The 15,433-nt window shown below is 54.3% G+C and carries 13 protein-coding genes and 1 tRNA gene; 5 read left to right on the top strand and 9 right to left on the bottom strand.

All coding sequences use genetic code 11. From position 1 onward, the window contains the following. Positions 1-715: 715 nt before the first annotated feature. The 5 genes from CFT68_RS18295 to CFT68_RS18275 form a co-directional block, all read right to left on the bottom strand. Positions 716-1,567 carry a DUF4476 domain-containing protein gene (locus tag CFT68_RS18295; protein WP_088845052.1) on the bottom strand — a complete coding sequence of 284 codons (852 nt, stop codon included), beginning with the start codon at positions 1,565-1,567 and terminating at the stop codon, positions 716-718. Between the two features lie 227 nt (positions 1,568-1,794). Further along, on the bottom strand, positions 1,795-3,726 hold the full coding sequence (locus CFT68_RS18290; protein WP_088845050.1) for an OmpA family protein: 1,932 nt from the start codon (positions 3,724-3,726) through the stop codon (positions 1,795-1,797). Positions 3,727-3,841: 115 nt separating this feature from the next. Continuing rightward, positions 3,842-4,324 (bottom strand): hypothetical protein, encoded by a 483-nt coding sequence (locus tag CFT68_RS18285; RefSeq protein WP_088845048.1) that lies wholly within the window; start codon positions 4,322-4,324, stop codon positions 3,842-3,844. Between the two features lie 140 nt (positions 4,325-4,464). Beyond that, entirely contained in the window at positions 4,465-5,319 is an 855-nt protein-coding gene (locus CFT68_RS18280) for a (Fe-S)-binding protein (protein WP_088845047.1), read from the bottom strand. 120 nt (positions 5,320-5,439) lie between these two features. After that, the gene (locus CFT68_RS18275) at positions 5,440-6,831 is read right to left on the bottom strand and encodes a (Fe-S)-binding protein (RefSeq protein WP_088845046.1); all 1,392 of its coding nucleotides are present in this window, start codon (positions 6,829-6,831) and stop codon (positions 5,440-5,442) included. A 163-nt stretch (positions 6,832-6,994) separates the two neighbouring features. Between CFT68_RS18275 and CFT68_RS18270 the strand changes: the two genes are divergently transcribed. Then, positions 6,995-7,067: transfer RNA gene (locus CFT68_RS18270), tRNA-Phe, on the top strand. Positions 7,068-7,166: 99 nt separating this feature from the next. On the opposite strand, the gene CFT68_RS18265 is transcribed toward CFT68_RS18270, so the two are convergent. After that, entirely contained in the window at positions 7,167-7,535 is a 369-nt protein-coding gene (locus tag CFT68_RS18265; protein WP_088845044.1) for a hypothetical protein, read from the bottom strand. A gap of 364 nt (positions 7,536-7,899) precedes the next feature. Between CFT68_RS18265 and nagB the strand changes: the two genes are divergently transcribed. Then, on the top strand, positions 7,900-9,819 hold the full coding sequence (nagB, locus tag CFT68_RS18260; protein WP_088845043.1) for a glucosamine-6-phosphate deaminase: 1,920 nt from the start codon (positions 7,900-7,902) through the stop codon (positions 9,817-9,819). Positions 9,820-9,850: 31 nt separating this feature from the next. On the opposite strand, the gene CFT68_RS18255 is transcribed toward nagB, so the two are convergent. Further along, a complete protein-coding gene (locus CFT68_RS18255; protein ID WP_088845041.1) occupies positions 9,851-11,029 on the bottom strand; it encodes a J domain-containing protein in 1,179 nt (392 codons plus the stop codon). 151 nt (positions 11,030-11,180) lie between these two features. Here CFT68_RS18255 and CFT68_RS18250 point away from each other — a divergent pair, with 151 nt between their 5' ends. The 3 genes from CFT68_RS18250 to CFT68_RS18240 are packed head-to-tail and all read left to right on the top strand — an operon-like array spanning position 11,181 to position 13,076. After that, positions 11,181-11,570, top strand: a complete 390-nt coding sequence (locus tag CFT68_RS18250) for a phage holin family protein (protein ID WP_088845040.1) — start codon at positions 11,181-11,183, stop codon at positions 11,568-11,570. Between the two features lie 8 nt (positions 11,571-11,578). Then, a complete protein-coding gene (locus tag CFT68_RS18245; protein WP_088845038.1) occupies positions 11,579-12,328 on the top strand; it encodes a hypothetical protein in 750 nt (249 codons plus the stop codon). Further along, positions 12,273-13,076, top strand: a complete 804-nt coding sequence (locus tag CFT68_RS18240) for a geranylgeranylglyceryl/heptaprenylglyceryl phosphate synthase (RefSeq protein ID WP_394340116.1) — start codon at positions 12,273-12,275, stop codon at positions 13,074-13,076. Before CFT68_RS18245 ends, CFT68_RS18240 begins: the two co-directional genes overlap by 56 nt. Before the next feature lie 101 nt (positions 13,077-13,177). Here the strand turns inward: CFT68_RS18240 and CFT68_RS18235 are convergent, their stop codons facing one another. Next, positions 13,178-14,101 carry a helix-turn-helix domain-containing protein gene (locus tag CFT68_RS18235; protein WP_088845034.1) on the bottom strand — a complete coding sequence of 308 codons (924 nt, stop codon included), beginning with the start codon at positions 14,099-14,101 and terminating at the stop codon, positions 13,178-13,180. Positions 14,102-14,259: 158 nt separating this feature from the next. Next, complete coding sequence (locus tag CFT68_RS18230; protein ID WP_088845033.1) at positions 14,260-15,399, bottom strand: acyl-CoA dehydrogenase; 1,140 nt, start codon at positions 15,397-15,399, stop codon at positions 14,260-14,262. Positions 15,400-15,433 lie beyond the last annotated feature (34 nt).

The following is a 15,433-nucleotide window of genomic DNA, read 5'->3' as shown; positions in this document are numbered from 1 at the left end:
GGCCGGCTCATCTAGCCGGCGTGTTTCTCTTTTCTTTACGCTGCCCACCGAAGCGGGCGACAAAGGTAAGAGCTTATGTTCTAGTGGCAAACTTTTTAGAGAAATTCTTTTTCCCAGTCTGTGTGCCCTAGCCCCTTCCAGTTGAAGCGGGCTGCAAAGGTAAGAACCTTTTTTCTTACTTTGCAACTCGAAAATGAAAAAACTTTTTCAGGCTTTCGTCGTTTCCAGCCCGCTAGGCGCCTTTCAGCGGTAAGCGGGGTGCAAAGGTAAGTCGTTTTTTGCTACTTCCAAGCCCGAGGTCAAATTTCTTTTTTCTCGGTTAAGGTGGAAGCGCTTCCGGTCGAAGCGGGGTGCAAAGGTAAGACTAAGATCTTCCACTTTCCAACTCCCCGCACAACTTTCTTTTCTGCGTTTCCGTAGCCCGCCTCCGTTCGATTTGGGAGTGCAAAAGTGCACGCTTCCCTTCGGGTTTCCAACTACGACCTAAACAAATACTGGGTAATGGCAGAGCATTCGGCATACAGGCTTGAATTCCAACTGCATAATTTTCTCCTATATATCGTGTCATGTAGCCCTAGGCCACAAACGCTAGATTGCTATCTGTAGAACCTTTAGTTTATTACTCGCTCCGGCCAATCATGGTATGCGTTAGCAATGAACATGAAAAAGCCCTCTCATGTAGTAATGAGAGGGCTTTTTCAGTGCAACTGGCTACCTAGCGGCGGTAGGCCTGTACGTATTGCTGTAATTCTTGAACGTTACTTTGGAAGTCAAATGCCTCATAGACGCGGTAGAAGTTTTGAGGGTCTACGATACGAGGGTAGGCATATTTGGCTAATTCAACCCGGTTGCGGTCGAACGTGAGCGTAGACAGAATACGCGTTAGATCATCGGACTCTAGGGATGCCGCACCTAATGCTTCCCGCAAAATGGGGAGTTTGTTGTCATCAAAAGATTGCCGTTGCACAGACTGCAGCAGACGGGATACATCTTGAGGAGACATTACATTGTAATTGTTCCGGTTATCGGGATACGTATTGGGGTACGCAGGCTGCGACGGATAAGCTGGCCCATTTGGATACGGCCCTTGATTTGGGTAGGGAGAGTTCGGAGCTGGGTAACCGCCATCGTTTCGGCCCGGGCCGGCTGGTCCACCAGGGTACGTGTTATCATATCCTCCATTAGTAGGGTAGCCGTTACCGGGGCGGCCGGGAGGATAGTTTCCGCGAATAGGGATAGCCGACACTTTACGCAACATGGGCGGATAGCCATTGCGGGTGAAAAGGACGAAGTTGGTTTCTAGGCCACCATCCAGGAAAATCTGGGTACGGTAGTTTACGCTACGCCCGTAACCAGAGGGGATAATGAACTCTGCCCAATGGTAGCCAGGCATTAGACGGTCCAGAAATACCTGGCGGGCTCCGCCGCGCGTCAGGGCCCGACCGTCAAACACGAGCTGGAAAGGCACGCCGCGCTCTGAAGAGAAGTTGACGTTGGCTGGAGCAGCCTGCAGGCCACCCACTAAGAATAGGAATAGACTAGCAAAAAGTAGTAGCGCCTTTTTCATGGCAGTGGCTCGTTATCCTAGAGCAATCCGTTTGCTCCCGTATGAGAGCACTAAGCCAAGGATTGTGCCACATCTATATTAAGAGTACTAGGCTTCTCTCCTATCCTTTGTAAGAAGTACCCCTTATATAGGAGTGGCCTAGCAAACACTACAGCCCTTAATGCAAAAGACCTCCGAAGCTGGTAGCTCCGGAGGTCTTCTTATAGTAGATAGTAGAGGCTGAGTCCTCATTCAGCAATCTTGGTCACCTTAAACTCGGTGCGGCGGTTGCGTTGGTATTCCTCCTCCGTCTTGGCATTTTTGATGACTGGCTGGGTTTCGCCGTAGCCTCGGGCCGTAATGCGGCTCTTATCGATGCCTTTGGAGATGATATAGTCTACCGCTGATTGGGCCCGCCGCTGAGAAAGGGCTTGGTTATAGGCATCTTTACCGCGAGAGTCGGTGTGGGAGCTTAGCTCAATCGTGATTTGCGGGTTGTCGTTGAGGGTCTGTACCAGCTTATCCAGCTCCAAAGCAGCATCCGGACGAATGTTGGCCTTGTCGTAATCGTAGAAAATGTTCTCTACTACAATGGCTTTATTCTTCACGATTTTGGCGAGCGTCAGGGTAACGGGGATGCGCACATCCGTTAGGGGCTCGGTCAGGGCTTCTTGGGCAGGTTTGCGGCCGATAGTGCTCACGGAGTTGCGGGCAGTGAAGTAGCCGGCCCGGTTGGCAATAACCGCATAGTTGGCGGCTGCGGTATCAAGCTTGAAGCTGAATTTGCCATCGGAGCCAGTGGTGGCATCTTGCAGCTTCTGCCCTTTCGCGTTGTAGAGGGTTACCGTTTCGCTAGCGACGGGTAGCGTCTGGCCGGTTTTGTCGTTGCGCTCAACCAGAGTTCCGTCGGCATAGAAGTTCACGAGCTTGAGCATGCTCTCCCGAAATCGATACAAATCGTCGGAGCCTTTGCCACCAGCCCGGTTCGAGGCGAAGATGCCTGCCTTGTTAGCCGTGAAGAAGGGCGCGAAGTCGTCGCCGGTACTATTAATAGGAACCGCCAGGTTAACTACTTTGTTTTTCTCGACCTTGAAGATATCGAGCTTGCCTAGGCCAGGGTGCCCATCAGAAGAAAAGTACAGGGTGCCGTCGGGGGCAATAGCGGGGTAGTTCTCGTTGCCCGGCGTGTTGATCTGGTCGCCGAGGTTTTCGGGCGGCGAGAAGCGGCCCGGCGTTTCCATGGTGGTTTTGTAGATATCGTTGCCGCCTAGGCCACCCTTGCGGGTAGAAGCGAAATACAACGTCTTGCCATCGGGCGCGAATGAGGGCGAGAAGTCATCGGCGGTGCTGCTGTTGACTACCCGCAGAATCTCCGGCTCGGTCCAGGCCCCGTTCTTATTATAGGATACCCACAGATCTACGCTTAGGTAACCTTTCTTGGAGCCGTTGTTGGAACGGGCAAACACCATCATCTTGCCATCGGGCGTGTAGGTGGCGCTGGCTTCGTGCTTATCCTCGGAGTTAAAAAGAGGCTCCAGCTTGCGAACGGTGCCGCCGGTCATCTTGTCGGCGTCGTCGAACTTGACGGCGTAGAGGTCGTTGAACCCTTCCCCATTTCCTTTGTACACTTTGCTATCCCGGCCGGAGGCAAAAATCACTTCCTTGGTTTCGGGGAGAATAGTGGCGCTGAACTCGGCAGATGGGGTGTTGATTTGGTCCAGCGGCATGACTTCGCTATTGGTGCGCATGGCCACGATGCTGGTAGAAGCCCGGGCATTTTTGGCTTCCATTTCGGAGCGAGCTGCTAGGGTGCGGTTGCCGCCGTTTTGCGCGTAGGCATCAAACTGAGTGGCGGCTTCTTCAAACTTACCGTTGGCCTTTAGTGCTTCTCCATAATAGAAAGCTGCATCGGACACTTTTACTCCGCCATCCAAGGCCGCTTTATAATATGCTTCGGCCTGCTCAATACGGTTAGACAGCCGGTACGACTCGGCTACCCGGTAGTTCGACTGCGCAATGTTCTTGCCTTTGGCTACATCGGCTTTGTATAAGGCAATAGCAGGTTCATATTCACCACGAGCAAATTGCTTGTCTGCTTTGCTCAGGCTGCCGGACGTAGCACAACCAGTTAGCAGAGCAGCAGAGCCGGCGGCAGCACATACCAGAATAAAAGTTCTCATAAGCGGGAAGAGGGAGGGATAAGGAAACCAGCCGACCTAGCGTTGATCAACGCGGGACTAATAATACTAAGTTTAGGTAGGACTTTGGCCGGCTCTACTGGTTTTGTACGTCGGGTTAGAAATACCGGCCTAGCCAAGAGCTGGCCGCTGGGGTTGGCCAGGCAGTTTGCAGCTGCTCGTGCCGGGCAATAGTATTATCAAAGTAAGGTGTATCCGGCAGCAGCCGACCCTCAACCACCGCGGCCTTTAGCTCCCTCCTATCTAAGAGCTGCACCTTCCCATCGATGATAAAGGCCAACTGACTTTTTTCCAGTAGCGAGATACCCATCTGCTCTTCCAGCGCGCGCACGAACCGCACGGAGGCATCAATAGAACAGCCACTGGCATCGGCTACGGCTTCGTCTAGGCCTAGCACCAGAAACTGCTGGTGCATTAAGGCGGCCGAGGCTTGCAATACGCGGCCGTGGCTGGTCCATTCCTCCACAAATTGTTGGAGCGCGGGCTGTACAGCGGCCAGTTCAGCGGCCGTGAGCGGACGGCTAGCCTGATAGATCCACAGACGCGCCGAAGCGGGTAATTGATTGAAAGGAACGTACATACTGGTATTTCGCAGAAGAACGACTGGCCTACAGTCAACGGTAGGCCACCGTATTTTCTTGTAAAAGAAACAGCCTCGCCGAGAAGTTCCGGCGAGGCTGCACACAAATTTCATTTTGCAGGAAGAAAACGCGGCACTTTCTACGCGTTGAGACCTTCGGCGGAAGCAATCAGTTCGGCCAAGTCAAACACCTGCACATCTGATTCACGCTCCTTGTTTTTTACGCCGTCGGCCATCATGGTCATGCAGAACGGGCAGGCTACGGCAATTACGCTGCCACCCCGGTTGGAGCCGGCGGGCAGTACGGGAGCCGTGCTTTCCACACCCTGTAGGTTCAGCAGCACATCGGCGTCGCCATCGAGCGTGGCCAGTGCTTCTTCGGCGCGCTCTACATTGATGTCTTTTTTGCCGGGCTCGGGCTCTTTCCACATTTGGGCGCCACCGGCACCGCAGCACAGGCCGTTGGTTTTGCAGCGCTTCATTTCCAGCAGGTCGGCATCCAGCACTTCCAGAACCGCGCGAGGCGCTTCATAAATGTTATTGGCGCGGCCCAGGTAGCAGGAATCATGGAACGTAATGCGGCGACCTTTGAACGACTCACCGCCTTCGGCCTTCACTTTGCCCTCGTTGATGAGCTGCTGCAGGAAAGTACTGTGGTGAATCACCTCATACTCGCCACCCAACGCTGGGTATTCGTTCTTAATGGTATTGAAGCAATGCGGGCAGGCCGTTACCACCTTCTTGATGCCGTAGCCATTGAGGGTGGTGATGTTCTGCATGGCCTGCATCTGGAACAGAAACTCGTTGCCAGCGCGCTTGGCAGGGTCGCCGGTGCAGCTTTCTTCCATGCCCAGCACGGCGTAGTTCACGCCTACGTGCTCCAGAATGCGCACGAAAGCACGGGTCACGCGCTTATAGCGGTCATCGAAGGCACCGGCGCAGCCTACCCAGAACAGCACTTCGGGGGTTTCGCCCTTCGCTGCCAGATCGGCCATGAGTGGAACAGATACAGGACGTTTGGCAGTTTGCTCAGCCATATGGGTGGGATTCAGAAATCAGAAGTAAGAGTGAGATAGAACCGCTCTAGGCCTCTCTAGGCCAGTAGCGGTAGTGGCCTAGGCCACCGGAGCCGTAGCTTTATCCGCCACGTACAGGTCATCGGCCCAGTTGAAGCGGTCGGAAGGCGAGAAAGCCCACGGAGCGCCGTTGTTTTCGATGTTGCTGAACATCACGTTCAGAGAGTTTGGTGCGGCCGATTCTTCCAGCACAAGGAAGCGGCGCATCTCTACAATGCTTTCCAGTGGGTTGATGTTCACTGGGCAGGCCTCCACGCAGGCGTTGCAGGTGGTGCAGGCCCACAGTTCTTCGGGCGTTACGTAACCGCGCAGCAGCGTGTGGTTTTCGGCATCGAGCTGTTCTTGCGGGTCGTGCTTGGCTTCCTTACCGTAGAGGTTGGGGTTGAAGATGAGCGGAGAGTTATACTTCTCCTCCATTCGGTCCCGGGTATCCATGATGATTTTACGGGGCGACAATAGTTTGCCCGTCAGGTTAGCGGGGCAAACCGACGTGCAGCGGCCACACTCGGTGCACGAGTACGCATTGAGCAGATTGGTCCAGGCCAGGTCATCCACATCTTTTGCTCCGAAGGGCGTAGGCGCTAGGGCAGAGCCGTCGGGGCCTACCGGTGGGGCGGGCACCTCGTAGCTGGGGTCCATCATGGCTTTCACCTCGTGAGTGATGCTCTCCACATTCGAGAACTTTCCCTGCGGTACCAGCCGCGAGAAGTACACGTTCGGGAAGGCCATAATGATGTGGAAGTGCTTGCTGCTAGGCAAGTAGTTCAGGAACAGCAGAATGCCCACGATATGCGCCCACCAGCCAACGCGCTCCAGAACATGTAGCGCCGCCGGACTATCCGGAAAAAGGCCGGTCAGGAGGCTACTGATGGGGAAAGCGCCCGGTAGGTTGTCGCCATGCAGCTTCAGATCAGCGGTGTTCATGGTGAACAACGCAACCATCAGCACCACTTCCACATACAGGATGACGTTGGCATCCAGCTTAGGCCAGGCGCGTAACTCGGGCCCCGTAAAACGACGGATGGTATTCACGTTGCGGCGCCACCAGAAGGCAATTACCGCCAGCACAACTAGGGCGCCTAATACCTCGTTGGTACCAGTAAGGGCCGAGTACAAGGGGCCTAGGAACTGCAGGAACCGATGGGTTCCGAACAAACCGTCCACCAGAATCTCGATGACTTCAATGTTGATGACAATGAAACCGATATAAACGATCAGGTGGAGAAAGGCCGGCGTGAGGCGCTTAAACATTTTCTGCTGCCCAAAGGCGACCAGCAGCGTTTTGTAGAGGCGCTCATTGACGTTGCCACTCATATCCCGGTCGCGCCCGACCAGAATGTTGGCTCGAATCTTCCGGGCTTGCCACGCGAACAGGCCGAAGCCCGCCAACGCGACTAGCAGGAAGAGGATGTTTTGGATGGAGAAGTGCACGAGAAAGGGTAGGTTTGGGTTGGAGCCGAAATATACTCGGTATGCATAACAAATTACGGCTTTTCGCTGGAAAGTTTTTTTCTAATAAGTGTTGCAGGTTGATTTTGGTTTACTACTTTTGTGCTCCTCAACGGCTATAACGGCTTGCGAGGCGCCCAGAGCTGGTAATGTAGCTCAGTTGGTAGAGCACAGCACTGAAAATGCTGGTGTCGTTGGTTCGATTCCAATCATTACCACTAAAAAGCCCTTCTACTTCGCGTAGAAGGGCTTTTTTGTTTTCAATCCGTACGAATATAGATCGAGGTCCTGGTGGCCTAGAGGGCTACGGCATACCGTTAGTGGAGCATTCTGGGGGAGTTATTTCTTACTTCGCCGGGCAAGGCACTCCCTCCGTGCAAAGAGAAAAAGGCTTCCATATGACGCCGCAAGAGCAGTACATCATCGCTGTCTAGCTCCGCAACAATGTGCTCTAAGGAAGAAATGTGTTGCATGGTAGCCAGTAGGTAGCCTGGCTCATGGATCCAGGAGTAGGCATACAGGCGAGTACCATCGCGTGCTATGAGACGATGCTGGTAGCGCATATCCGTAATAGGCACAAAGGCTGCTTCCGTAGCACCCACGGGGTAATCCCAGGAGCGGTAAAGCGATAAAGGCTCGAAGCCCAGTTCTTGCAGATGAGCATCCTTGAGAGTAGAAAAGGTCATAGAGAGCAGTCAGAGGGATGTTCTATCAGCACGATACATTCTAATATGTACAATATCGTGCTGTCGGGGCTGTTCCGAAAGGACAATCACGGCTGTATCGTGACATTGATTTTCCTTATATAGCCCTCATAATTCAGTTATATATATTTAACAATCAGAATGATATAATTTATAAGTGTTAGCAAAAAGCCGGTATTGTGACATACTTCTCTCAGCAGTCAAGCTCAGCTATACAACGCTAGGCCACTTGTATGGCAGGGCTGCGCTAATCAGACTAAATAAATGCAACCGAATATGTCTTGGCTACAAGTTGCGCGACTCGGGTTTTTCCAGTAAGATTCCGTTTCACTTCTGCTTTACAGGTATGACTGCATCTGATGTGCGCCACGCTGAGCGACTTGCCACCACCATTTACCCCGACTCCGAACAGGCCTCTGTAGCCGTAGCCCGCCAAATTGCTGACCTGATCCGGCAACGAACGGCGGAGGGGCGCATGTGCGTACTAGGCCTAGCTACGGGCTCTACCCCTACTCGCCTGTACGAAGAACTAGTGCGGCTACACCAAGTGGAAGGGTTGAGCTTTCAGCACGTCATCACGTTTAATCTGGACGAGTACTTTCCGATGCAGCCCGATTCGCTGCAGAGCTACGTGCGGTTTATGCACGAGTACCTGTTCGACCACATTGACATTCCGGCCGCGCAAGTGCACATTCCGGATGGTACGGTGCCGCAGGAGCAGGTGGCGGAGTTCTGTCGGCACTACGAAGAGCAGATTAGGGAAGCCGGCGGCATTGACCTGCAGATTCTGGGCATCGGGCGCACCGGGCATATTGGATTCAACGAGCCTGGCTCGGGGGCCAGTTCCCGCACTCGTATGATCACGCTTGACCATATTACCCGCACCGATGCTGCTTCTGATTTCTACGGGGAAGAAAATGTACCCCGCCGCGCTATCACGATGGGTGTAGGCACCATTCTGGAAGCGCATGAGATTGTGCTGCTTGCCTGGGGTGAGGGAAAAGCGGCCGTGGTAAAGCGCATGGTGGAAGGCGAAATGACCGACTCGGTGCCAGCCACCTACCTGCAGAAGCACCCGAATGTGCGCGTGATACTGGACCAAGCAGCCGGCGCCGAGCTTACCCGCATGAAAAGCCCGTGGCTGGTGGGCTCCCGCCTTAACTGGCAGGATGAAGCACAGGTGCGAAAAGCCGTGACGTGGCTGGCGCGGAAGCTGCAGAAGCCCATTCTCAAACTCACCGACCAAGAATACAATGAGCACGGCCTCTCGGAGCTGCTAGCCGAATCCGGACTGGCTTACGAACTCAATATTAAGGTATTTAACCAATTACAGCGCACCATAACGGGATGGCCAGGCGGCAAGCCCAATGCCGATGACTCCAACCGGCCAGAGCGGGCTACCCCGTTTCCGAAGCGAGTCCTGATCTTCTCCCCTCACCCCGACGACGACGTTATTTCGATGGGCGGTACTCTGCTCCGGCTCGTGGACCAAGGCCATGAGGTGCATGTGGCCTACCAGACCAGTGGCAACATTGCGGTGTTTGACGAAGAGGCGGTACGGTTCGCGGAGTTTGTGGCCGAATACGATGAGGCTTTCCGCCTGGATGAGCAACCTGCCGAAAATTTGTATCACCGCGTTGCGGACTTTCTCAAGAACAAAGCCCCTGGGCAAGTCGACTCCGAAGAGGTCCAGCAGATTAAGGGCCTGATCAGGCGCGGGGAAGCCAAAAGCGCCTGCCGCTATGCAGGCATCCCGGATGAGAACGTGCATTTTATGGACCTTCCCTTTTATGAAACCGGCCGGGTGCGCAAGAAGCCCATCGGCCCCGAGGATATCCAACTGACGGTGGACCTGCTCAATAAAGTGCAGCCGCAGCAGATTTACGCGGCCGGCGACTTATCCGACCCGCACGGCACGCACCGCGTATGCTTGGCGGCTATTTTCGCGGCTGTAGGCCAGTTAAAAGCCCAAAACACGGCGTGGCTCCAAAACTGCTGGCTGTGGCTATACCGTGGCGCCTGGCAAGAATGGGACATCGACCAGATAGAAATGGCCGTGCCGTTGTCGCCGCAGGAGCTCACCCGGAAGCGCCGTGCTATTTTCAAACACCAGTCGCAGAAAGACCGGCCGCTATTCCCCGGCGCCGACCAGCGGGAGTTCTGGCAGCGGGCAGAAGACCGCAACCGTACTACGGCCCAGCTCTACGACTTGCTAGGCCTACCCGAATACGAGGCTATTGAAGCTTTCGTCCGCTGGCACTTCTAGGCCACTTCTTGCCCTAGCTTAGCCTCGAAGCTTAGTTGCGGGCGGGCTGAACCGGCGTAACTGGCAGCTGACGGCGGCCACAGGTTTCGTTGCGGGCATCCTCGGCAAACTGGTAACCCTGTACCACTGCCCGCCGGAAAAATTCGCAGGCATCGGGCAAGGCGCCTTCTTTTTGGGCTACGCGGCCGAGCAGGAAATAGACCTGCCCGCTCCGCGGCGTGAGGGTCAGCACCTGCCAGTAATCGGCACGGGCGGCTCCATAATCCTGATGCTTGTAGTGGGCCAGCCCTCGGTAAAGCATCAGGCGGGCCAAAAGCACCGAAGACCGGGTGTGGCGTAGGCCAGCACTAAAGTCGCGGATGGCTGAGGCATAGCGCCGCCGCTGAAACAGCTCTGCCTCGCCTCTGGCTAGTAGGGCCCGAACAACGGTAGAATCGAGTGCTAGTGCCTGCCGAAAAGCTTGCTGCGCCGAATCGGGGTGCTGCAGGGCAGCGTGGCACTGGCCTAGCCGGGACAGAAGCGCGGCGCGGCGGCGTGAACTTTCGATTTCTACGATTGCCGCCCGATAATCCTGGGCGGCAGCTACGTAGTCGTGGTAAATCAATTGCTCCAGCTCGGCACGCCTTTGCAACGCGGCGGTATGCTTGGGCTTGAAATGGAGAGTTTCTGTGAAGAAGCTATGTGCTGTACTCCATTCCCGGCGAGTGTAGGCCTCTATTCCGTCGTCGTAGTTGCTTACGGCCGTCACGTGGTCCATCGTCACCTTCACCGATAGCACAAACAGCAAAAGGCCTAGCAGGAACATAGCCGTCAGCCAATAGTCGCGGCGCGTGAACTTCTGGCGTTGGCGCGGGATGGTGCGGTAATGGCGCTCGGCAGAACCCGCGGGCCGGCGGGTGCGCAAGGGCGCCGGCGGCGGCATTGGCACGCCATATAGATGTTGTGCTTGCGCCCGGTATTGCTGCTGGCGCCGCGCTTCCTCGGCGCGGCGGGCAGCTATCTGCAGCTGATGGTCGTACTGAGCGCGGCGGCCGGGCTCTCCCAGAATATGATATGCAGCTGCTACGGCCTTAAACAGGTCTTCGTAGAGCGTATTGCCACCGTGTTTGTCCGGATGATACTGTACAGCTAGCCGCTTATACGCCAGCTTAATTTCACGGGCCGTAGCAGTAGTAGATACCCCTAAAATCTGGTAATGATTCTGACTCAAAATGCGGCGGTATATAGTAAAAGTACGTCAATTTTCAGACACGCATCGCCCTTTTCCGTATGAAGAGGCTACTTGAAAAACAGGCCTCTCCTCCGTTTCCTGACGCCTGAAATCATAACATTGTTCCCTGCTCAATTATCTTCCTTATCGTATGGGCCTCTTTTCCACTGAAGACGACGACACCACCAAAACGCCCCGCACCGATAACCTGATGGGCAACCTGATGGGCTACCTTGATACGCGCATAGATTTAGTGCGTTTGGAAGCCCAGGAGAAAGTGAAGCATGCCTTTGTCGGCACGATGCATGGCGTGGCTATGGCTACCATTGGTCTCATGTTTTTCGTATTTCTGAACCTGTTCATTGCCCTTTTGCTGAACGATGTGCTGGACAGCTCGTACTGGGGCTTCGGTATCGTAGCGGGCTTCTATCTGCTTTTGCTCATCATCTTTGTGGTAGGAGTCGACAAAAAAATGTTCCAGGGTGTAGCTGACAAGCTGCTGGACAATACCATTTACAAATCCGACAAACGTCAAGCCTAACCTAGTATATGGCCGATCTGCACAACCCGCTGTTTGAGGACGAAAAGGAATTCCTGGAGCGTCAGAAGCAAGAATACGAGCGTGCCCTGATGGGTGACGTAGAAGAAATTAAAGCCAAAACCCAGACTGTAGGCAAATATGTGGCTATGGGAGCGGGCGTTTTGGGTGGCATTTGGCTGCTCAAAAAAGCTTTCGGCGGAAAAAAAAAGGGCCTAGCGGCTCACGAAAAGCGAACCGCCCTCCACAGCCGTAGCAGCGCTCCTCGCCATCTGAAGAGCAGCCCTCAGCGGCCATTGCATTCCACTGGCGTAGACACAGCCGTGGCTGATGACCTCGGCTTTGGGGCTGGGCACCATCAGTTCGATCGGGGCCAGACACACACGGAACGTGCTCATCTAGCGCCTGATGTATACCACACCGATGCGGACCCGTTTGCCCCGGTAGGGCATGAGTCCGGCGCCGCGCACCTTCCTTCCACAAGCTATCAGCCGCAAGAAGCCCCGCAACATGAGGCGTCTTCTATCCTGGCTTCGGCTGTAAAATCCTTTCTGCAGTCAGATACTGGCAAGTTGTTAGTGGCCCAAGCTTCGGCTGTTCTGATGGCCTACGTAGCAAAGAAAGCAGGAGAGTACTTGCCAATTCTCAAAAATCCCGACCTTGCATCTTCCGCCAATGGCTACCAGACGGAGCCAGAAACCCGGGATGTTGAGTTTACCTATCACCACGACGACGCGGATGCGCCTCACCAGTCTTCATGAAGCCCTGACGAAACGCCGTAAGCACGGCCAGAAGTCGCTGGCTGTTCTACTTGACCCAGACCAGTTGGACGAGGCTAGCTGCCAGCATCTTCTGGAACTGTGCGAATCCTATCCGGTCGATTACTTTTTTATGGGAGGCAGTCTGGTGATGAATTCACGCCAGGCTGCCCTCATTCGTTTCATCAAGAGCCGTTCGGCTGTGCCGGTGCTGCTTTTCCCCAGCCACAGCCTACACCTGGATGATCAGGCGGATGGCATTCTGCTGCTGTCCCTGATATCTGGCCGCAACCCCGATTTCCTGATCGGGCAACATGTACTTGCAGCACCTTTGCTGCGCCAAAGCAATCTGCAGATTCTGCCCACCGGCTACATGCTCGTGGATACCGGCCGCCAGACTACGGCCAGCTACATGAGCGGCACCACCCCGCTGCCTCATGATAAGCCTGCTATTGCCGCGTGCACCGCTATGGCCGGTGAGCAATTAGGCCTACGCCTGATGTACCTCGATGGCGGCAGCGGCGCTATGTATCCCGTTTCGCCAGCCATGATTCGGGCGGTCCGGCAGGTAGTTGAGGTGCCGTTGATTGTGGGTGGCGGCATCAATACCGTAGAAAAAGCCCAGGCCACCTTAGCAGCAGGCGCCGATGTCATTGTCATCGGCAACCAGATTGAGAAGACGCCAGAGTTCTTGGGCGAGATGTCGAAAGTGGTGCAAAGCTTTAATACGGTTCTCAACGTCAACCAATAATACAGAAGCAGTGGCCTAGGCCACTCCGCTTTCCGCTAAACAAGAAGAGGCCGCCCAGTTTGGGCGGCCTCTTCTTGTTTATGGCACTGGTATTTGAAAGCTTAGATATTCATAGCTGACTCACGGCGACGCATCTTACCGGCCGGAATACCAAACATCATTTTGAAGCGGCGGCAGAAGTATGCCGTGTCCTTATAGCCCACTTCCTTACCAATATCGCGGATGCTTTTCTTGGTGGTACGCAGCAGGAACACGGCACGCTCCATGCGCTGGTACTCAATGTAGTCCTGGGGGTTGATGCCAGTCAGCATCTTAAAGTACTGGCCTACGTAGTCTTCGCTTACGTTTGCCACACCCGATAGCACTTTGTTGGACAGGTCGCCGCCGATGTTCTCTTTGATGTAATTGAACAGATCGATGAGACGCGGGTCCTTGAAGTAAGTGCTGTTGGTAGCGAGCTGCTCCACGAACATCTTGTTCTTCAAGATGTAGCGCACAATTTCCACCACAATGTTTTCGGTGTAAATCGTAATCAGACGCTCCCGGCCCGGTAGTTCCTGCAGGCTTTCCTCTACCACCTTAATGATGAGGTTAGCCAGCTTAGAGTTGCCCGTAATCAGGAAGGCAGGCACGTCCAGCGAAGCAAAGAAGTTGACGGAGTCAAACACCTTGGCCTCGAAGCTCACGTGGCTGTGGCTTTCTTCCGCATCTCCAATCAGATCCAGATCGGTGTTGGAGTGGAAGAACTTATCCTTGTTGCTGATCAGGTCGTCATTCGTAATGCTCTTCGAAGAGGCTTCGCCGTAGGATACCTTGGTAGCCCGGCCGCCTGGGATGAACAGCATCTCCCCTTCTTCCACAATTTGCTCTTCATCACCAAAGGTAATGCGACCCTTATGCAGCAGGATAAGGTTGTTGCCTACATCGTAGTAGTTGCGTACGGTGAAGGGCTGCTGGAGTACTAAATTTTTCGCCTTGATGTACCGGACACCTAGCGACTCTATCACTTTATTATAATCTTCCATCTTCGGCGGGTGGCTGAGTTACGTCATTCTGCCAGGGCAAATAGCACCCCGGACTTTTGTAATGCAAAATAACATATAAAAATTCACAAAAACGAAAAACCCAGCCTAAAAAAGACTGGGTTTAATGCAATGATTCTGAATTTTAGGCAATTCGGTTTTTACTTGAGGATTTCCCGAGAGATTACAATTTTCTGAATCTCGGAAGTTCCCTCGTAAATCTGCGTGATTTTGGCGTCGCGCATCATGCGTTCTACGTGGAATTCTTTCACGAATCCGTAGCCTCCATGCACCTGCACGGCCTCTACAGCAGTATCCATGGCCACTTTGGAAGCGAACAGCTTGGCCATAGCACCCGACTTGGCGTAATCCTGGTGCGCGTCCTTGTCATGAGCCGACTGCAGGCACAAAAGGCGAGCAGCATCAATGTTGGTCGCCATGTCGGCCAGCTTGAACTGGATAGCTTGGTGCTGCGAAATCGGAACACCAAATGCTTTACGCTCTTTTGAGTACTTCAAAGAAAGCTCATAAGCTCCCGAAGCAATACCCAATGCCTGCGAAGCAATGCCAATACGGCCGCCGGCCAGCACCTGCATGGCAAACTTGAAGCCGAAGCCATCTTCCCCGATGCGATTTTCCTTGGGCACTTTCACGTCGGTGAACATGAGGGAGTGCGTGTCAGAGCCACGGATGCCTAGCTTGTTCTCCTTGGGGCCTACCACGAAACCGGGCGTGTCCTTCTCTACAATGATTGCATTGATACCGCGGTGCTTCAGCTCCGGATTGGTTTGCGCAATCACAATGTATACTGAAGCCGACGAACCGTTGGTAATCCAGTTCTTAGTACCGTTGAGGAGGTAATGGTCGCCCATATCCTCGGCCGTGGTGCGCTGCATAGTAGCATCAGAACCCGCTTCGGGCTCCGAGAGGCAGAAAGCGCCAATGATTTCGCCGGTTGCCAGCTTGGTCAGATACTTCTGCTTCTGCTCTTCCGAGCCATACTTTTCCAGCCCCCAGCACACCAGCGAGTTGTTCACCGACATGATAACGGAGCAGGAAGCATCTACTTTAGAGATTTCCTCCATGGCCAGCACGTAGCTCACCGTGTCCATGCCACCGCCGCCATACTCTGGGCTCACCATCATGCCCATGAAGCCCAGCTCGCCCATCTTCTTGATTTGCTCGGCGGGGAATTTTTGGTGCTCATCGCGTTCAATTACGCCGGCCCAAAGTTCATTTTGGGCGAAGTCGCGGGCAGCGGCCTGAACGGCCAGTTGTTCTTCAGTAAGCTGAAAATCCATGCGGTAGAAAGGGGTGGGGTGGGAAAACGTGTCT

Source organism: Hymenobacter gelipurpurascens, assembly GCF_900187375.1.
Taxonomy (GTDB): domain Bacteria; phylum Bacteroidota; class Bacteroidia; order Cytophagales; family Hymenobacteraceae; genus Hymenobacter; species Hymenobacter gelipurpurascens.
Note: the sequence above shows the minus strand (reverse complement) of the source record. Positions and strands in the feature narration are given on the sequence as shown.